Annotated in this window: 21 protein-coding genes; 9 read left to right on the top strand and 12 right to left on the bottom strand. The window is 49.1% G+C overall.

Annotation, left to right across the window (positions count from 1 at the left end; all coding sequences use genetic code 11):
- Positions 1-2: 2 nt before the first annotated feature.
- From QM717_RS03700 to alaS, 6 genes are all read right to left on the bottom strand, one after another.
- Positions 3-455, bottom strand: a complete 453-nt coding sequence (locus QM717_RS03700) for a hypothetical protein (RefSeq protein WP_415034980.1) — start codon at positions 453-455, stop codon at positions 3-5.
- A 14-nt stretch (positions 456-469) separates the two neighbouring features.
- The gene (locus QM717_RS03695; RefSeq protein WP_415034978.1) at positions 470-1,231 is read right to left on the bottom strand and encodes a hypothetical protein; all 762 of its coding nucleotides are present in this window, start codon (positions 1,229-1,231) and stop codon (positions 470-472) included.
- Between the two features lie 11 nt (positions 1,232-1,242).
- The gene (locus tag QM717_RS03690) at positions 1,243-2,019 is read right to left on the bottom strand and encodes a hypothetical protein (RefSeq protein WP_415034976.1); all 777 of its coding nucleotides are present in this window, start codon (positions 2,017-2,019) and stop codon (positions 1,243-1,245) included.
- A gap of 3 nt (positions 2,020-2,022) precedes the next feature.
- Positions 2,023-2,802, bottom strand: coding sequence for a hypothetical protein (locus QM717_RS03685; protein WP_415034974.1), 780 nt, complete (start codon positions 2,800-2,802; stop codon positions 2,023-2,025).
- A 98-nt stretch (positions 2,803-2,900) separates the two neighbouring features.
- Positions 2,901-3,644 (bottom strand): hypothetical protein, encoded by a 744-nt coding sequence (locus QM717_RS03680; RefSeq protein ID WP_415034972.1) that lies wholly within the window; start codon positions 3,642-3,644, stop codon positions 2,901-2,903.
- 81 nt (positions 3,645-3,725) lie between these two features.
- Positions 3,726-6,353 carry an alanine--tRNA ligase gene (gene alaS / locus QM717_RS03675; RefSeq protein WP_415034970.1) on the bottom strand — a complete coding sequence of 876 codons (2,628 nt, stop codon included), beginning with the start codon at positions 6,351-6,353 and terminating at the stop codon, positions 3,726-3,728.
- 153 nt (positions 6,354-6,506) lie between these two features.
- Between alaS and QM717_RS03670 the strand changes: the two genes are divergently transcribed.
- Genes QM717_RS03670 through QM717_RS03650 form a run of 5 tightly spaced genes read left to right on the top strand, consistent with a single transcriptional unit; the run spans position 6,507 to position 9,699 of the window.
- Positions 6,507-7,484 carry a M23 family metallopeptidase gene (locus QM717_RS03670; RefSeq protein WP_415034968.1) on the top strand — a complete coding sequence of 326 codons (978 nt, stop codon included), beginning with the start codon at positions 6,507-6,509 and terminating at the stop codon, positions 7,482-7,484.
- Complete coding sequence (locus QM717_RS03665) at positions 7,484-7,816, top strand: MerR family transcriptional regulator (RefSeq protein ID WP_415034966.1); 333 nt, start codon at positions 7,484-7,486, stop codon at positions 7,814-7,816. The genes QM717_RS03670 and QM717_RS03665 overlap by 1 nt, the downstream gene beginning before the upstream one ends.
- 58 nt (positions 7,817-7,874) lie before the next feature.
- Positions 7,875-8,462: a LemA family protein gene (locus QM717_RS03660; protein ID WP_415034964.1), complete on the top strand. Its 588-nt coding sequence runs from the start codon at positions 7,875-7,877 to the stop codon at positions 8,460-8,462.
- 5 nt (positions 8,463-8,467) lie between these two features.
- Positions 8,468-8,905, top strand: a complete 438-nt coding sequence (locus QM717_RS03655; RefSeq protein ID WP_415034962.1) for a TPM domain-containing protein — start codon at positions 8,468-8,470, stop codon at positions 8,903-8,905.
- On the top strand, positions 8,902-9,699 hold the full coding sequence (locus tag QM717_RS03650; protein WP_415035995.1) for a TPM domain-containing protein: 798 nt from the start codon (positions 8,902-8,904) through the stop codon (positions 9,697-9,699). The genes QM717_RS03655 and QM717_RS03650 overlap by 4 nt, the downstream gene beginning before the upstream one ends.
- A 101-nt stretch (positions 9,700-9,800) precedes the next feature.
- Here the strand turns inward: QM717_RS03650 and QM717_RS03645 are convergent, their stop codons facing one another.
- The 5 genes from QM717_RS03645 to QM717_RS03625 form a co-directional block, all read right to left on the bottom strand.
- A complete protein-coding gene (locus QM717_RS03645) occupies positions 9,801-10,718 on the bottom strand; it encodes a hypothetical protein (RefSeq protein ID WP_415034960.1) in 918 nt (305 codons plus the stop codon).
- Between the two features lies 1 nt (position 10,719).
- Entirely contained in the window at positions 10,720-12,156 is a 1,437-nt protein-coding gene (locus QM717_RS03640) for an MBOAT family O-acyltransferase (protein ID WP_415034958.1), read from the bottom strand.
- A 32-nt stretch (positions 12,157-12,188) separates the two neighbouring features.
- Positions 12,189-13,499 carry a ribosome biogenesis GTPase Der gene (gene der / locus QM717_RS03635; RefSeq protein ID WP_415034956.1) on the bottom strand — a complete coding sequence of 437 codons (1,311 nt, stop codon included), beginning with the start codon at positions 13,497-13,499 and terminating at the stop codon, positions 12,189-12,191.
- Positions 13,500-13,705: 206 nt separating this feature from the next.
- Entirely contained in the window at positions 13,706-14,185 is a 480-nt protein-coding gene (locus QM717_RS03630; protein WP_415034954.1) for a hypothetical protein, read from the bottom strand.
- Positions 14,186-14,196: 11 nt separating this feature from the next.
- Entirely contained in the window at positions 14,197-15,291 is a 1,095-nt protein-coding gene (locus tag QM717_RS03625) for a hypothetical protein (protein WP_415034952.1), read from the bottom strand.
- 281 nt (positions 15,292-15,572) lie between these two features.
- On the opposite strand from QM717_RS03625, the gene QM717_RS03620 reads away from it, so the two are divergent.
- Positions 15,573-16,055 carry a hypothetical protein gene (locus QM717_RS03620; RefSeq protein WP_415034950.1) on the top strand — a complete coding sequence of 161 codons (483 nt, stop codon included), beginning with the start codon at positions 15,573-15,575 and terminating at the stop codon, positions 16,053-16,055.
- A gap of 144 nt (positions 16,056-16,199) precedes the next feature.
- Here QM717_RS03620 and era read toward each other — a convergent pair whose 3' ends face one another.
- On the bottom strand, positions 16,200-17,081 hold the full coding sequence (gene era / locus QM717_RS03615) for a GTPase Era (protein ID WP_415034948.1): 882 nt from the start codon (positions 17,079-17,081) through the stop codon (positions 16,200-16,202).
- A 139-nt stretch (positions 17,082-17,220) separates the two neighbouring features.
- Between era and QM717_RS03610 the strand changes: the two genes are divergently transcribed.
- The 3 genes from QM717_RS03610 to QM717_RS03600 all read left to right on the top strand — a co-directional run bounded on the left by QM717_RS03610 (position 17,221) and on the right by QM717_RS03600 (position 22,741).
- Complete coding sequence (locus QM717_RS03610; RefSeq protein ID WP_415034946.1) at positions 17,221-19,041, top strand: cytochrome-c peroxidase; 1,821 nt, start codon at positions 17,221-17,223, stop codon at positions 19,039-19,041.
- A gap of 327 nt (positions 19,042-19,368) precedes the next feature.
- Positions 19,369-21,786 carry an alkaline phosphatase PhoX gene (locus tag QM717_RS03605; RefSeq protein ID WP_415034944.1) on the top strand — a complete coding sequence of 806 codons (2,418 nt, stop codon included), beginning with the start codon at positions 19,369-19,371 and terminating at the stop codon, positions 21,784-21,786.
- Positions 21,787-21,844: 58 nt separating this feature from the next.
- A complete protein-coding gene (locus QM717_RS03600; protein ID WP_415034942.1) occupies positions 21,845-22,741 on the top strand; it encodes a leucine-rich repeat domain-containing protein in 897 nt (298 codons plus the stop codon).
- The last annotated feature ends 7 nt before the right edge of the window (positions 22,742-22,748 follow it).

Below are 22,748 nucleotides of genomic sequence, written 5' to 3'. Positions count from 1 at the left end.
AATTAGTAACGCACCGTTCTGGCGGTGATGTTCTCGTGGTATTTTTCGTAGAAGGTATCGAGCTTGTCCAAGTTGAGTTTGCCATCGGCATCCAATACTTTTTCATCGAGCAGCGCCTTGATCAGTTTTGCCATGTTCTTGGCTGAGTTCATGCCCAGACCGCTGGCCACAAGGCTTCGGTTTTTGGTTTCCACTTTCTTTTTGGCCGTCAGGAAATTGAGGATAAAAAAGTCGTCCTCGATGTATTGGTGCGTTTCGTTGTCGTCCAATTTATAGTACAAGATCTCGTCGCCTTCGAGCGAATAAAACGAATACTGACGTGCATTGATTTTTTTGTATTTGAGGATGGTCTTTCCGTCGAGCTGCACCTCGTCTTTTTTGTTGAGTTCGACTTCCTGTGCCTGCAATCCGATGGTGCTGGACAGTACAAACAATAGGGCGATTAATTTTTTCATCTGATGTGCTTTGGTTATTCGTAATAGTATTGCGTACTGATGCCGCCGTCGAGCGCACTGGTCGAAACACTCGAAACCGGGAAACGGCTGAGTTCGCTGTACTGGTAAGTGATCGCGCGCGGGTTGGTGGTCAAGGCGGTACTGAGCAAATTGCGGCGGATGCCATCGGTGTCGCCTTTGTAAATGAGCACCTCGTTGAGGCCGATGACGTTCTTGAGCGGATGGTTCCAGGTATCATATTCATAAGTCTCCTGGGAAACGACCGATGAACCGAGGTAGGTTTCCCTTCTCGAAACTTCACCGCTGTTGTTGAAGAATATCTTTCCGTTGAGATCGGGGCTGTTCTGCTGGGCTACCGTCCCGAAAAAAGACGCATACGAAACCGTTCCGTCGGCGTTGTGCGTATAGGCTTCGCGCGTTCCGTAATCTTCTGCATGCAGCAACGCCTGGTGTCCCGAGACTTTAAACGCGGCATTGTAGGTAAACAAATCGGTACGCGTCAAGGTTTCCCCCGAATAGTATTCGATTTTGGTGATCAGGTTTCCTGCATAGGTAAAAACCGCCGAACCGTTGTGCGAATCAGTGATGTTGTTGATTTTGTAACCATCGTAATGGAAATCGGTCGTGGTCATGATGTTGTCGTCATCGGTCTCGACGAGTTTCTTCAAGAGCGTGGTGTTCTGGATCGCATTCGGATCGTAAGGCGTGTTGTCGTCGCCGCTGTCGCAGGCCCACAACAAGGCGGAAAGGCTCAAAAAGCAAAATATCTTTTTCATGGCAAAACAATTTATTGGTAAAAATACTGAAAAACCAATACAGTACCATCGTTATCGAAGGTGGCTTGCGTTGGAAAATCGGACAGGTTGTAATTGTAACTGACCGTATCGGTATCGACGCTCGTCGATGGCGGAAAAGTGCTGGTCATCGTCAAATAATTGTGCGGTGCGATCAAATTGTTGTCGTACCAGGTCAATTTCTGGTAACCCACGATGCCGTTGTAAGGCGAATTCTTGTCGTCATAGGCAAAGGTTTGGATCTGGTCGATCGAATTGTCCGAAATATCGAACCGCTCGGTCTTGACCGGCAAACCATCCTCAAGATAGACTTTCATCTTCCTATACAGTGTGTTTTGCTGGTTGGTATCGCCAATATAAGTCGTGACCATTACCGTGTCATCGGCATCGTCATACACATAGGTTACACGCGAAGCGCCATCCGAAGTGCCGCTCAGGATCATGCGCACAATCAATCTTTCCTGCGAATCATAGGCAAAAAATTCTGTCGAAAAAACACTGTTGTCCGAATAATGCGTGATGCCCGTAATCAGGTTGCCGGTGTAGGTGTAAGTGTCATAAGTACCCGGCGTTCCCGATGTTTGCTTGACCAGGTAATTGCCCGAATATTCCAGTTCGGCTACATAGCCCAGACCACTGCCGCTGACCACTATTTTGGTCAACAAGGTTCCGTTCGGATTGATTGGGGTTTGCTGTGAATTGTTATTATCATCGCCCGAACACGAAATCAACAGCAATACAGCAGCAATTGCAAAAAATACTTTTTTCATGATTTACTCGTAATAATAATATCTAAAATTTCCGTTGGGCTGTCCGTTCTGGTTGACCTGGGTCGCTACGGTCGGGTAGCCATAGGCGTTGTACTCGAATTCGTATCCGTAAGAACTCGATTGCGACTGCGCCGTTTGGGTGATGTGGCTCAGGTTGTGTGCATTCCCGATATTGGTTGCCCCAAACGAACCATAGAAAAACGCCGCGAAAAAACCCGGAATGCTCTTGTTCGGGTTGTTCATGCTGTCGAATTCATATCCATAGGTAACATCGTAGGTTTCGGTCGGACTCGTTGCTACTTTCTTGATGACTTCGCCGTCTTCAAAATACACGTAATCGACCCTCGTAATATTCGCTGGCAGTTCTGCGCCCTCATAGATGGTTATCGTCACCTTGTCTTCGACATCGTCATACACGTAAACGAGTGAGCTCGTCGATCCGTTTGCGTTGTAAAACTGTCCATGGATGATCCTGTCCTGCGAATCGTATTCCAATACCCCGCTGTTGCGAAGCGAACCGCCAGCGGTGTAGTTTTGCCAACTGCCGATCAATCCCTGTGCATTGTAAGAATAGTTGACATAGTCACCCGAGGAATCGGTGATTTTTGACAATTGTGCCCCATTGTAGGTGTAAACCGACGTAGAACTACTGCCGCTGCTAAAAACCAGCACCGATTTGGTCAACCGGGTGCCGTTGGGATTGTTCTTTGAACTCGAATCATCATCGCTCGAGCACGAAATCAGCAGCAGAAACGCGCTAAAAGCAAATAGTAACTTTCTCATAGTGTTTGTTTTGGTGCCAGCAAATAAAACCAAAAAAAACGAACAAAAAAACTACTGCATAAAAAAGCCCGGATTTTAAAGTCCGGGCTTTTCGTTTATTATTCGTAATAGAAGTTGACGACGTACCCTGTGGGGTTACCGTCTTCATCCACTTGCCGCTGCTGTGTAGGATAGCCAAACGAATTGTAATCGTACTGATAAGCATAATAGTCGGTATAGGGCGAACTTCCCGTGACTTCAATTGTCATCGTCTGGATGTTGTGTGCCTTACCCATCGCACCGATCGAGAACCCATAATAAAAGTAAACGCCGTAATAGCCTGTTAAGGACAAATGGGAATTGTTTTGGCTATCGTGGGTCATGGTGTATGTAATCACATTGGATGAATTTGGAGAGGTTTTAACTTTTTTAACGATTTCACCACCATCATAATACAGCGTCACTACCGATTTGATATTCTCAGGAGTTTCCGCGCCTTCATAATCGGTAACCGTAACAGTATTGTCCGCATTATAGACATATACGTTCGAGTATCCCGAAGTGCTTCCGCGCACAAGTCGGTTTTGGTCATCGTACTCACAGATCATCTGGGAGGTTCCGTTGCCTACCGCAGTAATCAAATCGCCCGAATAGGCAAAAGCGGTGGTAATTCCACCGGATTGTGCCGTGCTCAGATGCGTGCCTTGGTAAAAATATTCGCTGGTGTAAATGTCGCCTTCGGGACCGATTGAAACGGCCTTTACCAAACGTGTTCCTTCGGTATTCATTCCCGGTGCAGACGTATCGTCATCCGAACAGGATACAAGTGTCATTGTGCAAAGCAAGTATAAAATCTTTTTCATAAGGGTTTGTTTTGGTTTCGACAAATAAAGTAAAAAAAAAAATGCAATAAAAAAAACCCGGATGATTGTCCGGGCTTGGTATTATTGGATAAAACCGATGGCTTTTTCGAGTGCTTCGGCGATTCCGTCCGGGTTTTTCCCGCCGGCCGTCGCAAAGAACGGTTGTCCGCCGCCGCCGCCCTGGATGTATTTGCCGAGTTCACGGACGACCTGTCCGGCATTGAGGTTCTTTTCGGCAACGAGTTCTTTCGAAATATAGCAAGTCAGCATCGGTTTGCCTTCTTCGGCCGTGGCCAGCAAAAGGAAGATATTTTGTCCGGTGCTGCCGATTTCATAGGCCAAATCCTTCGCGCCTTCGGGATTCAAATCGATTTGTTTGGCGAGGAATTTCACACCGTTGACTTCTTTAAGTTCCGACACCAATCCGGCTTTCATGTTTTTTACCTTGTCCTTCATCAAAGCCTCGATCTGCTTGGCCAGTTTGGCGTTTTCTTCCTGCAACGAAACGACCGCCTTCAAAGTATCCTGCGGATTTTTGAGCGCCGATTTGATTTCGTCGAGAGCCTTTTCCTGTGCCGCGAAATAGTCCTTTACCGCATCATTGGTGATCGCTTCTATACGACGGATTCCCGCTGCCACCGCACCTTCGCTGACAATCTTGAAATGCCAGATCTCGGCCGTGTTCGGTACGTGGATGCCACCGCACAATTCCATGCTGTCGCCGAATTTAATCGCGCGTACATTGTCGCCGTATTTCTCGCCGAACAATGCCATCGCGCCTTCCTCGATCGCCTGCGCAAATGGAATGCTGCGTCTTTCGACGAGCGGCAAATGTTCCTGGATGCGTTCGTTGACGAAATCTTCTACCTGTTTCAATTCGGCATCGCTGACTTTGGCGAAATGCGAGAAGTCGAAACGCAGGTAATTCGGATTCACGAGCGAGCCTTTCTGCTCGACATGCGTGCCCAAAATCGCGCGCAACGCCTGGTGCAGCAAGTGCGTCGCCGAATGGTTGCTCGCCGTATGGTCGCGCAAATCGCGGTTGACTTTACCCACAAAAGTCCCATTGACATTCTCGGGCAATTGCTTGGCGAAGTGCAAAATGAGGTTGTTTTCTTTTTTGGTGTCGATGATATCGATCGACTCGTTCGAATTCGACAGTGTTCCCTTATCGCCTACCTGACCGCCGCCTTCGGGGTAGAATGGCGTATTGTCGAGTACGATTTGGTACATCATGCCGTCTTTTTTAGAATCGACTTTTCTGTATCGCGTAATTTTGACTTCGTTTTCGAGTTGGTCATAGCCGACAAAAGTCTCGACATTGCCATCCACCAGAATCGTCCAGTCGTCGGTCGATACTTCGGATGCGGCACGCGATCTGGTTTTCTGCGCAAACATCGCTTTGTCGAAATCGGCTTCGTTATATGACATGTTTTTTTCCTTGAGGATCAAGGCGGTCAAATCTTTTGGAAACCCGAATGTATCGTAGAGTTCAAACGCTTTTTCGCCTGCCACTTCTTCGCCTTTGGTTTCCGAAATCACGTTGTCGAGCAATTGCAAGCCTTGGTCGAGCGTACGCAAAAACGATTGTTCTTCTTCGCGGATGACGTTCATCACAAGGTTTTTCTGCGCGACGATTTCGGGGAATGCCACGCCCATTTGCGAAGCCAATGTTTCCACCAATTGGTAGATGAACGCTTCTTTCGTATTGAGGAACGTAAATCCGTAACGGATCGCACGACGCAAAATCCTGCGAATGACGTAACCGGCACCCGTGTTCGACGGCAATTGTCCGTCGGCGATCGCGAATGCCACTGCACGCACGTGATCGGCGATGACGCGGATCGCAATATTGATTTTTTCTTCGGCCTCGTTCGAAGCTTTCATGGTGTATTTCGCGCCGGTAACGGCCTCGATTCTTTGGATCAGCGGCGTAAAGACATCGGTATCGTAATTCGACTGTACGCCTTGCAGCACCATGCACAAACGCTCGAATCCCATTCCGGTATCGACGTGCTGCGCGGGCAATTTTTCGAGCGAACCATCGGCTTTGCGGTTGAATTCCATGAAGACGTTGTTCCAGATTTCGACGACATGCGGATGATCGGCGTTGACCAATTCCTTGCCCGGTGTTTTGGCTTTCTCCTCAGCCGAACGGATGTCCACGTGGATTTCCGAACACGGCCCGCACGGTCCTTGGTCGCCCATTTCCCAGAAGTTGTCTTTCTTATTGCCGAGCAGGATTCTGTCTTCGGCAATCAAGGTTTTCCAGATGTCGTAAGCTTCCTGGTCGAACGGTACGTTTTCTTCTTCCGAACCTTCGAAAACGGTCACATACAGAATGTCCTTGTCGATTTTGTAAACTTCGGTCAACAATTCCCAAGCCCAGTGGATCGCTTCTTTCTTGAAGTAATCGCCAAAGCTCCAGTTTCCGAGCATTTCGAACATGGTGTGGTGGTAAGTATCGATACCGACTTCCTCCAAATCGTTGTGCTTTCCTGAAACGCGCAAACACTTTTGCGTATCGGCGATGCGCTTTGATTTGGGCGTACCGTTGCCGAGGAAAAACTCCTTGAACTGAGCCATTCCTGAGTTGTTGAACATCAGCGTCGGATCGTCTTTGAGCACGATCGGCGCCGAAGGAACGATCAAATGGCCTTTGCTTTGGAAAAAATCGAGAAACTGTTTTCTAATGTCTTGTGATTTCATTGTTTTGGTTTAATCGTGTAACCGTCGAATCGTTGAACCGTTGCCATCGATTAAACGATTAAACAAATCAACGATTCAACCTTTTGTAAAAACTTTTTGGTAAATTTGTTCACCTCCTGCTTTTTCACGTGCAAAAATAGGATTTTAAACATAATGAAGAAAGTAAAATACTATTACGATCCCGAAAATCTCGCGTACCGGAAAATCAAGGTAAAAAAGCGTACAAAATTTGCGTATGTGGCTTTGTTCCTGACGGCTTCGGCCTTGTTTGGCGTTTTGGCGTTCGTGGTTTTATTGAACACGCCTTTTTTCGAGACGCCGAAAGACCGTTTGCAGGCGCGTGAAATCGAAAATTTCAAACTGCGTTACGCGATTTTGAACAAGAAAATGGACCAGATCGATGAAGTCTTGGCCAGCATCGAGGAGCGCGACAACAATCTGTACCGCGTCTATTTCAACACTTCTCCCATTCCAATGGAACAACGCAAAGCCGGATTTGGTGGCATCAACCGGTACAAGGAACTCGAAGGTTATGACAATTCGGAACTCGTCATCAATACCTCCAAACGCGTCGACGTGATTTCAAAAGAATTGGTCATCCAATCGAAATCGCTCGATGAAATCTTGAAATTGGCCAAGGAAAAAGACAAATTGCTTGCAGCGATTCCAGCCATACAACCCGTTCGCAATGAAAATTTACGCGCCGTGGCCTCGGGTTTTGGCTACCGCACCGATCCATTTACCAAAGCGCGGAAGTTCCACGCCGGGATGGATTTTTCTGCCAAAACCGGAACACCTATCTTTGCTTCGGGTGACGGTGTCGTGGCACGGGCTGACAATACGGCATCCGGTTACGGCAACCACATTGTCATCCGTCATGGTTTTGGATATGAAACGTTGTACGGACATTTGAGTAAGTACAAGGTGCGCGCCGGGCAGCGCGTCAAACGCGGCGACATCATCGGTTATGTCGGCTCGACCGGAAGATCCGAAGCGCCACATTTGCATTACGAAGTGCACAAAAACGGGGAAGTCGTAAACCCCTTGAATTTTTATTACGGCAATATTTCGGCGGCAGAATACGTCGTTATTTCTAAATTAGCTAACCAGGAAAATCAATCACTCGACTGATGCACATCAATTTATCACCAGACAAAAGATATTTCAGCATAGGCGAAATCGCCAAGGCCTTCAATGTTAATGCTTCGCTCATTCGCTTTTGGGACAAGGAATTCGACATCCTCAAACCCAAGAAGAATGCCAAGGGCAACCGCATGTTCACGCCCGAGGACGTCAAGAACCTGCAACTCATTTACCACCTGGTCAAGGAACGCGGGTTTACGCTCGAGGGCGCCAAGACGCATTTGAAGGAAGGCCAGAAAAAAACGCTCGACAAATTCGAGATCATCAGCAAACTAGAGTCGATCAAGGCGCAACTGACCGATATTAAGAACGAACTGTAAATTTGGTACGCTTTATGCTAAGCCGTGCCGTCAAATAATCAATTTAAAACAAACAATCATGAGAAAATTTTTGCCTTGGATTATCATTGGTGGAGTCGTATTGATCCTGTTCTTTTGGATCAAGGGAATCAACAACACCGCCGTTCAACTGAATGCCAATATCGAAGAATCTTGGGGTAACGTACAGACGTCTTACCAAAGAAGGAATGACCTAATCGGAAACCTCGTCAATACCGTAAAAGGCTATGCCGAGCACGAAAAGTCAACCTTGACCGCGGTCATCGAAGCCCGTGCCAAAGCGACACAAGTGACCGTAGACCCATCGAACATCACGGCCGAGCAATTGGCAGCGTTCAATGCAGCACAAAGCGGCGTTTCTTCGTCCCTTTCGCGATTGTTGGTCAGCGTGGAGCAATATCCAAACATCAAGGCCGACCAGAGTTTCCTCAAATTGCAGGACGAATTGGCGAGCACCGAAAACCAGATCCTTACGGCGCGTACCCGTTTCAACGAGGCGGTTAAACCTTACAACATCCACATCGGAACCTTCCCGAATTCTATTTTCGCGGGCATGTTCGGATTCCAGAAAAAAGCATTCTTCGAAGCGGTGGCTGGCGCCGACAAACCGGTCGAAGTTAAATTCTAATCGAAATGTCTAAAGTCGAGGATTTTTTAACCGCAGCCGAGGAGCAGGAAGTGGTCGAGGCCATCCGTTTGGCCGAGCAGAACACTTCCGGTGAAATCCGCGTACACATTGAAAAAACGACTTCCATTGCCGCGTTCGACCGCGCGATGGAAGTTTTTCATTTACTCAAAATGGACAACACCAAATTGCAGAACGGCGTGCTCATTTACCTGGCCGTCGATGACCATTCGTTTGTCATCTGTGGCGACAAAGGCATCGACGCTGTCGTACCGAATGATTTCTGGGATTGCACGCGCGATGCGATGCAGGAGCAATTCAAAATCGGTAATTTCAAACAGGGATTGATCAACGGCATCACGCGCGCCGGTGAAAAACTGCAACACTATTTCCCTTGGGAACACGGCGACACCGACGAATTGTCCAACGAAATCTCCAAAGGCTGATGAGGGCATTCCAAAACATTTATAAAAAAACGGCGGTTGTCGTTTGTTTACTGTTGGTGCAACTGGGTTGGGCGCAATTCGACATTCCCGAAAAACCTTCGTTTCAGACTTCAGTCTATGATTATGCCAACCTGTTGAATCCATCCGAAAAGTCACAGCTCGAGCAGAAACTCATCCGTTATTCCGATTCGACCTCGACCCAAATGGTGGTCATCACGATCGAATCGCTCAAGAATGAAGAAGTCTTGAATCTGGCGACCAAATGGGGACACGCCTGGGGATTCGGACAAAAGGACAAGGACAACGGTGTCATTATTCTGGTGGCCAAAAACGAACGCAAGATTGCCATCGCACCGGGTTACGGGCTTGAAGACCGACTCACGGCTGGACAAGGCGGCGAAATCATCCGCAACATCATTACTCCAGAGTTCAAAGCGGGCAGCTATTACAACGGTCTCGACAAAGGAGCCGATGCGCTTTTCGATGTTTTCAAAGGCAAATACAAAGGCACCCGGCAGCAAGACCATGGCGGCGGCATTCCTGTCATTGTTTTCGTCATTATCTTCATCATCATTTTAGCCATCATCACGCGCAAACGCGGCGGCGGTGGCGGTTCCGGAAACCGTGGCGGCGGGTTTGACCTGGCCGACATGATCATCCTGAGCAGCCTCGGACGCGGCGGATTTGGCGGCGGTTCTTCGGGCGGCGGTTTCAGCGGTGGTGGAGGCGGCGGTTTCGGTGGCGGATTTGGCGGTGGCGGATTCAGCGGCGGCGGTTCGAGCGGAAGCTGGTAGAATTATTTCCATTCCCAAAATATATTGGCCACGGCACGAGCTGGCGACTGGCGAAGCAATTCATGAATTTTAAGATTATAATTTGTGGCTTTTGCTTTTGCTTATTTTTCCTGAAGAAACGCATTGACCATCTTCAAACATTTCCCAGCCGCTTCGTCGTTCAAGTGATCCGAATCGAAGAAATCTTCATCGCGGAAACGACGGTCCGAAAACAAATTGAGGTAACGCACATGGTCGTGCTCGGCAGCGAGCTGCTCACAGGTATCGAAAATCAAAGCCAGTTTTTTTGGATTGAGCAAACTGGTATAAACCCGTGATTGCGGCATGGAAACTATGACGACTTCGATGTTTCTTTGTTTGCATTGCTCGATCATTGCTTCGATTCGGGCCAAGTTGACCGCAAAATCAAGCGACCCATCTTCGTGGATTTCCGCTTTTTCCTCCGCATCTTTCGCCGGTGCAATACTGAGTTCTTTCAAAGTGGTGAATCCCCAACCGTTTTCCTTGGCATCCAAGACCGAACCGCGGATGCGGTATACCTGGTAAATGTCCCAGGTTTGCTTGAGGTTGCGCGTAAAGGCCAGGCTGTATTTTTTGGGATCCCAAGCCGAAACGGTCGGCACGTCGAGCTGCATGTAATTCTCGTAATAATACTTGCGGAACGTGTCTTCATGCGTATCATCCTTATGGCTCAGGCTGCTGTATTCGATGCAAAAAACCACCTGTTTGAGGTGATCCATCTTGTCAATGTACCGGTTGAACAACAGTTGATCAAAATAAATCGTCTGGCTGATGTTGGCCAGGTTGAATGCCTTCTTCGAAAAATAATCCGGATTGAGCCCGAACAAACTGTGCGAATTCCCGAGCAGCAATACTTCGACTTCACTGGCATGCCGTTCCATGTAATCGTATTTGAGCGTGTAATTGTTCGGAACCGAGCGGTAAAAAAACTCCACGGCACCCCAAACCAAAAGGATCGGGAACAGGAAAACCAAAAGCCGTATCGGTGTTTTTTTCATCTTAAAACTGGAAATAAATAAATTGCTGACCGCTGTTGCTGTAATAGAAAATCGCGAAAACAACCAGGTAATAAAAGCCCCAGCGCAGGACAACCGGTTTGGTCTGGAACAAATCGGCAATCGCGTAGGCATTTCTTCTGCCAAACCATTCCACGATCATAAAAGCCGCGATCAACAACAAAATCGCTACTGGGAAAACCGTCGGAAACGTAAACAAAGATTCATTGAAAATGCCTTTGATAAAGGAAAATGCATGCCCTACATCGTCGGCGCGAAAAAAGATCCGCGAAAAAACCGTGAGCATGAAGGTCGCGACCATCTGCCACACTTCCTTCAAATTGGGCCAAACGCGGTCGTAGGCCACAATTTCCATGTGTTTCCGGTGCTGTTCGCTGAGCAAAAGCGGCAGGAAATAACACGCATTGATGAGCGCCCAGCACAGGAATTTCCAACTTGCGCCGTGCCAAAATCCGCTGAGCAGGAAAATGATGAAGGTATTGCGGATTTGCTTGCCACGCGACACTTTCGATCCGCCCAGTGGAATGTAGACATAATCCTTGAACCAGGTCGTGAGTGAAATGTGCCAGCGCCGCCAGAATTCGGCGATGTCGCGCGCAAAATACGGAAAGGCGAAATTGCGCAACAGTTCGATGCCCATCAGTCGTGCCGTCCCGAGCGCGATATCGGTATAACCCGAAAAATCGCCGTACAATTGGAACGAAAACATAATGGCCCCAAAAACGAGCGTACTGCCCGACTGGTGTGCAGAATCGTTGAAAATCTGGTCTACGAAAACCCCGCAATTGTCGGCAATAACGACCTTTTTAAACAAACCCCACAGGATTTGCCGAAGTCCGTCGTTGAATTGCACCGAACTAAACACGCGCTTGGTTCGGATCTGAGGCAACAAATGCGTCGCGCGTTCAATCGGCCCGGCCACGAGCAACGGGAAAAAACTCACGAAGACCGAATAATTGACGAAGTTGCGTTCGGGTTTGACGCGGTCGCGGAAAATGTCCACGATATACGAAATCCCATGGAAGGTATAGAACGAAATCCCGACAGGAAGGATGATATTCAAGGTCGTGAAACTGCTTTGGATTCCCAGCAGCGAAAGCCCATCGGCAAACGACTCGACAAAGAAATTATAGTATTTGAAAATGCCGAGAAATCCGAGATTGATGACAATGCTTAGTGTCAGCCAGAACCTTTTGCGTTTCCGGCTTCCGGCATCGGCAATCATGATACCGGTGCAATAATCGAGCGCGGTCGAAAAGACGAGCAAAAACAGGAAACGCCAATCCCAACACGCATAAAAAAAATAACTCGACACGAGCAGCAAAAAATTCTGCCAGGCGAGTTTTTTTGGTGTAACGAACCAATACAGCACAAGGACTATGGGCAGGAAAACCGCAAAAGAGACCGTATTGAACAGCATACTTCTATTTTAAAACATAAACTTACAAAAGTTTATTTTTCCCTGATGTAAATATCAATCGGTACGCCCGAAAAATCCCAATTCTCGCGAATCTTGTTTTCGAGAAAGCGCTTGTACGGTTCCTTGACATACTGCGGCAAGTTGGCGAAAAACACGAACTGAGGCGTCGGAGTCGGCAACTGCATGCAATACTTGATTTTGATGTATTTCCCTTTGAGTGCCGGCGGCGGATGGCCTTCGATCACCTTGAGCATGTAATCATTGAATTTGGAAGTCGGAATTCTCTGCTTTCGGTTTTCATATACTTGTACCGATGCCTCGAGCGCCTTGAGCAAACGCTGTTTGGTGTGCGCCGATACGAACAAAATCGGCACATCGGTGAACGGTTCGATTTCCTTGCGGATCTTGGCCTCGTAATCGCGCGTCGACATCGTGTCTTTCTCGACCAGATCCCATTTGTTGACCAAGATGATCAAGCCCTTGCGGTTCTTTTCGGCGAGCCAGAAAATACTCTGGTCCTGCCCTTCGAAACCACGTGTCGCATCGATGATCAGGATACAGATGTCGGCATGCTCAATGGCACGCACCGATCGCATCACCGAATAAAATTCGAGGTCTTCCTTGACCTTGGCTTTTCTGCGGATTCCAGCGGTATCAACCAAATTAAATTCGAAACCGAAACGGTCGAATTTGGTATCGATCGCATCGCGCGTCGTTCCGGCGATATCGGTCACGATGTAACGGTCCTTGCCGATGAGCGCGTTGATAAAACTTGACTTCCCGGCATTCGGACGACCGACCACGGCAAAACGCGGCAGTTCGGTTTCCTCTTTGGTCGGTTCGGGTTTTTCAGGAAACGCTTCGATCAAAGCATCGAGCAATTCACCTGTTCCGCTGCCCGAAATACTTGCAAAAGTGTAATAGTCCCCGAGCCCGAGATTGTAGAATTCGACGGCATCTTTTTCACGATTTCCGTTGTCTACTTTATTCACGGCGAGCAAGACCGGCTTGGTCACTTTTCGCAGCAATTTGGCCACGGCATCGTCCATCGGCGTGATGCCTTCCTCGACATCGACAACAAAAATAATCACGTCGGCCTCATCGATTGCGAGCTCGACCTGCTTGCGGATTTCACCTTCGAAAACGTCGTCTGAGCCACGCACATAACCGCCGGTGTCGATTACCGAAAACTCCTTCCCGTTCCATTCGCTCTTTCCATAATTTCGGTCGCGCGTCACGCCCGAAACCGAATCGACAATCGCTTCCCTTCTTTGGATCAACCGGTTAAACAAGGTTGATTTTCCTACATTTGGCCTTCCTACAATGGCGACAATGTTGTTCATAGTGTTTTGAAATATTTACTCCGTAACAGTTCGGCCTAATGGCCTCGAGTGCGCAAAGGTAGTTTTTAAGTTGCAGAGTTCCAAAGTGCATGCGGTAAGTTTCTTTTTTTAAAGAGCCAAATGCAATCAAAAAAGTAAGGGCCGGACGAAAACCGCCGGCCCAAACTACCCAAACAAAACTAATTAACTCAATTTATGAATTCTCTTTATAACAAATGCCGTTCTTCATTTTTGGTCATCCCCAAAAACAAGACAAGACTCAGCATGATTAAAACCGTCAGTCGCACCAGGCTCAACATTTCCCACAGTTTTGCGCGTTTGACCAAACCGATGTCGATCGTTTGCGAATAAGCCGTCGTGGTCAACGCAATCAATTCGGGTACGAAAAATGCGAAAGTGACCACCAAAACAATGACATAGCCAATGGTCGCGATGAGGATGTTTTTCCTGCGTTTCCACTTCCAAGACAAGACCAGGCTGGTGGCAAAAAGCAACAACGTAATCGGATGGATCGGCTTCCAGAATGCCGTGGGGTTGAGCCCATATTCGCCCTGGAACATCGAGAGCGAAGCCGGTGGCGCCATCGTCCAGCGCGGGACCACGGCCAAATGTTCATAAACCGCCCCACCGATTACCACTGCAAATGACAGGCAGGCCAGTGCATAGATAAAATCCCTGTTATTCACAACACGCTTTATTAGTGGTTGTCGTACAAGATGTTGGCTGCCGAAACATAGGTGTTCGGATCGGTATTGAAATAACCATCCCAATCCCCTGCCGAAGGAACCGTTGCATTGCCATCGCCATTGGTATCACCGCCATGGGTATCGTCTTTGTAAGACGTCAGCACCGCCGTTCCGTACAAATTCACGGGACGGTTCGCCTGGAACGAAATCCCCGCAATCGCATGCGAAAATTTGACCACCACATTGGCATTGATGTTCAAGGTATTGTTGAGCGCGCCTTGGTTGAAATCATTGACCACATAAGGCACTTCGGTCACATCCCAATTGGTCACCCAATTGCTTTTGGCGCTGTCAAACAGGTAGATGCCGTTGCGTTTGTTTTTCTGCGCCGCATCGGCCGGGTTGTGGAACACATTGGTCGTGCTCAAGGTGTAATTGCAATCCATGTACAATGGGCGGTCGTTGTCGTAGAGCACATTGTTCGTGAAACGCGAAACGGTATTGTCCTGCATATGGTAACTGCCGTAGAAGGCGTAAGCGCTGGCCGTGTTTCCGCTGGCCGTATGCGCGATGGTACAATGGTCGAACTCGAAAACATTTCCGGCTACCGAAACCTGCACGGCCGTATAATAGCCGCCGCGGTTTCTTCCGGCATACAAAATATCACAGTATTTGAACAGGTGGTTCGCGCCGCCATTGAGGTAAATCCCGGTCCAATCGCCTTTTTGTGCGGTCGAACCCATCGCGTCGCCATTGGTATCGCCACAGCAACTGTCGTCGGCGATCGAGGTAAAAATGATGTGGCTGTTGGCCGTACCTTGTGCATTGATGCGCCCGTTGCCTGTGGTCATGATGCGCGCCTCATCGGTTTTGATGATGACGCCGGGTTCGATGGTCAGTTCGCTTTCGACGACTAAGTCTTCGCGGATGACGTAAACGTTTCCGGACTTCCAGGTAGTCGGTTGGGTAATGTCGTTGGTGACTTCGACCTTGTTGCACGGATTGCCGATCACGACCGGATCCAAGGCCGCATCGTCGTCAGAACAAGAAACAATACTTAGGGAAAGGGCAAAGAAAGCCCAGCAAGAAATTCTTGATTTTTGCATGATTGATTGATGATTTTGTCCCGCCGCGCACCGAAATGTGCTTTGGGTGATTTTCTCCGCTGCGCTCCGAACGATTCGGCTACGCCTCGGGTGATGATTATTTTGTTGGAGCAGTAGACGCCGCGATATATTTTCCGTTACAGTTTTGTTTTCATTTTTTTGAAATATTTTTTTCAATCCCAGTATTTACAAGGCTTTACAGACTTTAAAATTTCTTTAACCTTCTTTAACAAATATTACAGATACCGATTTCGTTTTGGAATAAACCAAAAAGCCGACCCATGAAGACCGAGAAAAAATTCCAACCGACGTTTGAAAAATCGACTCCCAAAACCACCGAACAAATCAAGGCCGCGATCCGTCAGGCCGATGCCAACCAGTCCGACTACCAGATCCGGAGCAACGGCGACCACATTTGGGTGGAAATCGAACCCGAGAAAAAACAATACTGGTCCCCGATGCTGCACCTGCGTTTGGTCAAGTCGGAGAATGAAACGCGAATCAAGGGGAAATTCGGTGAGAATCCGCTGTTGTGGCTCGTATTCCTTGGAGTGAAATTGTCGAGCATCGGGATTTTTGCGCTCTCAGGGATCATCGCCTACCTCAAATACCGGCTCGATTACAACTTTAACACCCAATTGTTTGTGATGTTCGGTATGGTCAGCGTGTGGTTTGCGATGTACCTCGCCTCGGAGCGTTACCGCCGCAAAGGCAAACAGCAGATTGCGGACTTGCGCGATTTTGTAGACGGAATTGCGGCGTAACGGGGTTCGCGTGAGGGATTGCAGCAAGGTGCCGCGCACCGCGTAAAGCCCGACCCGCAGGGGCACGCCAAAAAATAATAAAAAGCCACGAATGAACGAATTTTAAAACTATAATTCGTGCATTCGTGGCTAACTTTTTACGTTCTAATTCTGGTTGTAACCGAAACGGCGCAATTGGCGTTCGTTGCTGCGCCAGTTTTTGTTGACCTTGACGTACAACTCAATATGGATTTGCTTGCCGAAGAACTTCTCGAGATCGGCGCGCGATTCGACACCGACTTTCTTCAATGCCGTGCCTTTGTGCCCAATGATGATGCCTTTCTGCGTATCGCGCTCGACCATGATCACGGCGCGGATGCGGATGATGTTGTCGTCCTCGAGGAATTCCTCGGTCTCGACCTCAACGGCATACGGGATTTCCTTGTTGTAGTGGAGCAGGATTTTCTCGCGAATGGTCTCGTTGACGAAAAAGCGCTCGGGTTTATCGGTCAGTTGGTCTTTCGGATAGAAGGGCGGTGAAGCCGGAAGCAATTCGATGATTCTTGCGAAAACTTCAGGCACGTTGAAGTTTTGGAGTGCGGAAATCGGGAAAATCTCGGCATTCGGTACTTTTTCTTTCCAGAATTGCACCTGCTGTTCGAGCTGTTCCTGATTGGAATTGTCGATTTTGTTGAGCAGCAGCAGCACCGGAATCTTGGCGTGGATGATTTTCTTGAAGAAGTCCTCATCCTTGAGCGCCTGCTCCCCGATTTCGACCATGTAAATCAAAACGTCGGCGTCTTCGAATGCCGATTTGACGAAGTTCATCATCGATTCCTGCATTTCGTAGGCGGGCTTGATAATCCCGGGCGTATCCGACAATACGGCCTGAAAATCCTCGCCATTGACGATGCCCAGAATGCGGTGACGCGTCGTTTGCGCTTTCGAGGTAATGATCGACAAACGTTCGCCGACAAAGGCGTTCATAAGGGTTGATTTTCCGACATTGGGGTTTCCGATGATATTGACGAATCCTGCTTTGTGCATGCTTATTTTTTTGGCAAAGATAACGCATAATGTGCTGCAAACGCCAAAATGCGCTTCCAAATGCATTTAACGATTTCTTAATCGCGCGGTAAACTTCAGCTTTTTCAGCAGTGATAGGTTTGCGGTTTATTTTTTTACCATGACTCCAACTCTAAAAAGAATGATCGCACCGGCCTTCGGAATCGGTGCCGCGCTTGTATTTTCCCTGGCTTCCAAACCTACCGAAGACAAATCGGTTTTCATCGACCGCCAACTCCTATCGCTCGACCAACACATTACCGCACTCGAAAAAACAGCCTCGGCTTTCCATGCCGGAAAACTTCCGCCTGATTCGATCCAGTCGGCCGTGCGGCGCACGCGTTTGGCTTTTAAGAAAGTCGAATTTTTCCTCGCCTTCCAATACCCGGAATTCACCACCGAACATTTCAACGGTGCACCGTTGCTGCACCTGGAACGCGAAACCAACCAGCCCGTTGTCATCGAACCCGAAGGTTTGCAAGTACTCGACGAATTGGCTTTTTCGGAAAACCCGTCCGAAGAAAAAGCGACCATCGATGCGCTTTCCAAAAAACTACTCAACCATTACCGTTCGCTCTATTTGGGTTACCAGCAGAATAGGACTTCGGCCAAACCCGGAACCGAGGCGTTGCGGCTCGAACTGGTACGGATTTTCACGCTCGGTGTGACTGGCTTCGACACACCGGGTTCGCTCAATGTGCTCGAGGAAGCTAAGGTGGCGCTCGAAGGCATGCGGTCGTACGCCGCCGAAAATTTCAATACGCAACAAAATGTACGTTTGTTCGGATTGTTCGACGGGGCCATCGGAGCGGTTTCGGGAACCGATACTTTCGAGAATTTTGACCGTTTGGCTTTCTTGCGCAACCACATCGATCCGTTGTATGCCGAATTGGGCAAACTCGACGCGTCGGCCAGTGAAGCATTGCAATACACTTCGGCCTGGAACAGCAAAAGCCGGTCGGTTTTTTCGGATGACTTCCTGAATCCGTATTATTTCACCGAACTCCAACCCGAAGAAGACCATGCAGCACTGCGCGAATTGGGCAAGCAATTGTTTTATGACCCGATCGTGAGCGGACAAGGCGGCATGAGCTGCGCCAGTTGCCATGCGCCCGAGAAGGCGTTCGCCGATGCAAGCCCGAAGTCGCAAAGCAATCTGCCCGGAAAAACCTTGCTGCGCAATGCCCCGACTTTGATCAATGCCGTGTACGCCGACCGCTATTTTTATGACTTGCGCGCCTTTTCGCTCGAGCAGCAGGCCGAACATGTTATTTTCAGCCCCGAGGAATTCAACACGGCTTATGCTTCGATCCTTCAAAGATTATCGGCCAACCCGAAATATGTGGCCGGTTTCCAAAAGGCTTTCGGCAAGAAAACGATCACGCGCGAGGCTTTCTCGAAAGCGTTGGCCTCTTATGTGCTTTCGTTGCGTTCGTTCAACAGCCCATTCGACCGGTATGTGCGCCGGGAAACCGAGTCGCTTCCGCAAGAAGTCAAGAATGGGTTCAACCTGTTTGCGGGCAAGGCCAATTGTGCGACCTGTCATTTTACACCAACATTTTCGGGACTCGTTCCGCCTCTATACAGTGAAAATGAGAGTGAGATTTTGGGCGTATTTTCGAAGCCGGACCATCCAGAGCTCGACACCGACCCAGGACGCATCGGGAACCAGGTCAACTCCGAAAAAGCTTGGATTTATGCCCAGTCGTTCAAAACCACTACGCTCAGGAATGCGGGAAAGACGGCGCCTTACTTTCACAACGGCGCCTACCAAACCTTAGAAAAAGTCATCGATTTTTACAACGAAGGCGGTGGCCAGGGGCGCGGGCTCTCGGTAACCAACCAAACCCTGCCGCCAGACAAACTGAACCTGACCGACCAGGAAAAGAAAGAACTGATCGCTTTTATCCGTGCCCTAGACGATGTACCCGAACAAAAATAAATTCAATCGCAAAAGCCCCAATTCACGGGGCTTTTTTATTTAGAATCGTTTTATACTTCCAAAAATTAAACCTGACTTAACTTTTATCTTGAATGTAAAACCAACGTTAAGCCGATTGCCAATCGTCGATAAACCATCAATCGACGAATGACCGCCCAATATTAAGCAATCGTTTCAAGGCGGTTAATCCTGCGTAAAAGCCCCTTCCAACTGTAACTTCCCGAAAAAACCAGCCGCAACTTTTTGGTAATCCAAGCATAATTTACCGTTAAGCAAACGGCGTATCCCAGCGGATAATTTTGCATCAAATTTTAAAACACAACTAACATGAAAAAGCAATTACTCTGCCTTTCGGCCCTGTTGGCCCTGGGCGCAGCGAAAGCCCAAACCTTGGCACCGGTGACTTATCCGTTGGCCAAAGATTCGCATTGGAATTACCTCGACAACGGCTCTGACCAAGGCGCAACCGACTGGAAAACGATTTTAGGTTCCAACAACACCTGGCTTTCGGGCAAGGCGCCGCTGGGTTATGGCGACTCGGTGAACACCATTATTTCTTTCGGACCGAATTCGGCCGACAAATACATCACGTATTATTTCTTCCGCGATGTTGAAATCGATTTGGCGCAATTGGCCGATATGGTCGAATTCCGTCTCAAGCGCGATGACGGCGCTGTGGTGTATGTGAACGGCGTGGAAGTATTCCGCGACAACATGCCTGCGGGCGAAATCACTTACCTGACGCACTCGGCTTCGATTGTCGATGCCGCCGATGAAAACCGTTACTTCTCCTATTTTGTCCCGAAGACCGCTTTCGCACAAGGCGTCAACCGTGTGGCCGTGGAAATCCACAACCGCGACGGACAAAGTTCGGACATCCGTTTCGACATGGCCATCGACAATGCGCAACACCTCAACTACGATTGCGCCGATGACCATATTTCGTGCTTCACTTCGATCCAACCGACGGGGCAAACGCCAAAGATGATTATTCCGGAAGCGCACCGTTTCCAGATTCTGCTCAAGGAAGGCGACGCTTATATGACTGGAAATGGTAACATTCCGGGCAACCACGATTTCACGGGTTACATCCCGATTGACGGCAGCAGTACCAACGGGTATCTGTCGGTCAACCACGAAAATGGCCCGGGTGGTGTTTCAATAGTCGACATGCATTTTAATGAAACCACCAAAATTTGGGATGTTGAAAATACCCAGCCGGTCGACCTCTACAACAACGACCTGGTGTCGACCAACCGCAACTGCTCGGGTGGCGTGACCGCTTGGGGCACCATTATTACTGCCGAAGAAAACACTTCGGGTGGCGATGCCAATAGCGATGGCTATCAGGATTTGGGTTGGCTCGTCGAAATCGACCCTGCGACCAAAACGGTCAAGGAATACGGCAACGGCAAACAGGAAAAATTATGGGCGATGGGGCGTATGAACCACGAAAATGTGGCAGTTTCGAATGACGGCGCGGTCGCTTATTACGGCGAGGATGGCGGAACACACTGTGTCTACAAATTCGTTCCGACGACGCCGGGCAACCTGTCTTCGGGGAATGTTTACGTCCTCAAACTCGACCTTGGTTTGCAAAATGACGAACCGAACGCCAGTACGGGAACCTGGATCCAAGTGCCGAATGCGACGCCTGCCGATAGAAACAACCTGTCATCGGTAGCCGGAACTTTGGGCGGAACGAATTTCAACGGTGTGGAAGACTGCGAAATTGGGGTTTTGGACGGAAAAGTCTATTTCACCTCGAAAGGCAAAAACCGCATTTACCGTTTTGCCGACAATGGCATGACCGTATCTGAATTCGAAACCTATGCCGGGGGGATGTCCTACCCGATCACGACGGCCAATGGTACGGTAAGCGAACCTTGGGCCGATGGGAACGACAACCTGACTTTCGACGACAAGGGCAATCTTTGGGTGTGCCAGGACGGCGGTTTGAACTATATCTGGGTGATCCGTCCCGAGCACAGGCAGAATGTCCCGCAAATCAAATTGTTCGCTTCGATGCCCAACGGTTCCGAGCCGACGGGACTCACTTTCTCGCCGGATTACAAATTCGGTTTTGTATCGGTACAGCATCCAAACGGCAACAATGAGCCGCAAAAAGACGCGTTGTTTCAAGATGTAACCTTCAACGCTTCGGCTGCCTTGGTCTTTGCACGTGGAACCGAATTGGGCATCCAGGCACCGGTAACCGATTTTTCGGCCAACCACCTCACGGTACAGGAAGGCGAAACGGTCACTTTCGCCGATTTGAGCACCAACAATCCTTCATCGTGGAACTGGTCGTTCGAAGGCGGTACGCCGGCAACTTCTACCGAACAAAACCCGACGGTCACCTATGCTACGGCGGGAACCTATAACGTAACGCTGACTGCTGCCAATGTAGCCGGAAGCAGCCAGATGGTGGAAAAATCGGATTACATTATCGTGGAAGAAGCTTTGGGCGTGGCCGAGCCACTCAAGGGCAAACTCAGCGTCTACCCGAACCCGACGCAAGGTGTGGTCAACATTGACCTGGTCAATGACAAAGCCGAAAAAGTAGCGGTGAAAGTAACCGATATGCTGGGCCGCGCGGTAGCACACACGCTCGAAACGACGGCTTCCGGCCTGAATGAAAAACTCCGCCTCAACATCGAGGGCAATCCTGGCCAACAGGTCTTCCTGGTCCGCGTGACGGTCGGCAACCAATCGGCGAACTATAAAATCGTGAAAACGAACTAACTCCAATTTTTACAACAAAAAGGATCGGCTTCGTCGGTCCTTTTTTATATCCTTTATGATGAAAAAAACAGCTTTTTTGGTTTTGCTGCCCTGGGCTTTGTCTGCACAGATCAGCCCGTTGCGCGAGACCGTCCACTACAACATGATTTCTGCGATGGCACAGCCTGAAAACGTGGTCCAGCTCAACCTGCGCGACCGCCATCAGTTTTTCGTACCGCAGGAAGTGGGTCAGATGCGCCGCCTGAGGTTCTTTAACCTCATGGGCAACAACCTCGAACAACTCGACGCCTGCCTGTTTGGGTTGGCACAACTCGAAGACCTGAACCTGCAAGGCAATGCGCTCAAATACATTCCGGCCACTATCGGGAAACTGTCGCATCTGGACCGTCTGGATTTGCGGCTCAACGACATCTCGCAACTGCCCGAGCAGATGGCCAGCCTGCGCCGATTGCGGTATTTGCACTTGTCGGTCAATGCGCTGACGCGGCTTCCGGAAAATCTCGGGGATTGTCGCAAACTCTTGATTTTAGAGGCCGACAACAACCAGCTCAACCGCCTTCCTTCATCGATCGGCCAACTGAAAAGGCTTCAAACGCTCAATTTGGGCTACAACCAATTCTACGAATTCGACACCGATTGGACACGGCTGCAATCCCTGGAAACGCTGGATTTGCAATTCAACCTGCTGCGCGTGCTGCCACAAAACCTCGGCAGGCTCGGCAAGCTCAAGATCCTGATGCTCAACAACAACAAAATCAAGGAAATCCCCGATTCGGTTACCGCATTGGAACGGCTCGAACTGCTTTCGCTGGCCAACAACGAATTGGACCGACTGCCCATCGAAATCGGGAAGCTGCAAAACCTGCGCACCTTGTTGCTCAACGGTAATCCGTTACCCGAATCCGAAAAAACGCGAATCGTCAAGGCGTTGCCGCTTTGCAAAGTCTATTTTTAAAACCGGA

The sequence above is a fragment of the Flavobacterium sp. genome (assembly GCF_047602195.1).
GTDB lineage: Bacteria > Bacteroidota > Bacteroidia > Flavobacteriales > Flavobacteriaceae > Flavobacterium.
Note: the sequence above shows the minus strand (reverse complement) of the source record. Positions and strands in the feature narration are given on the sequence as shown.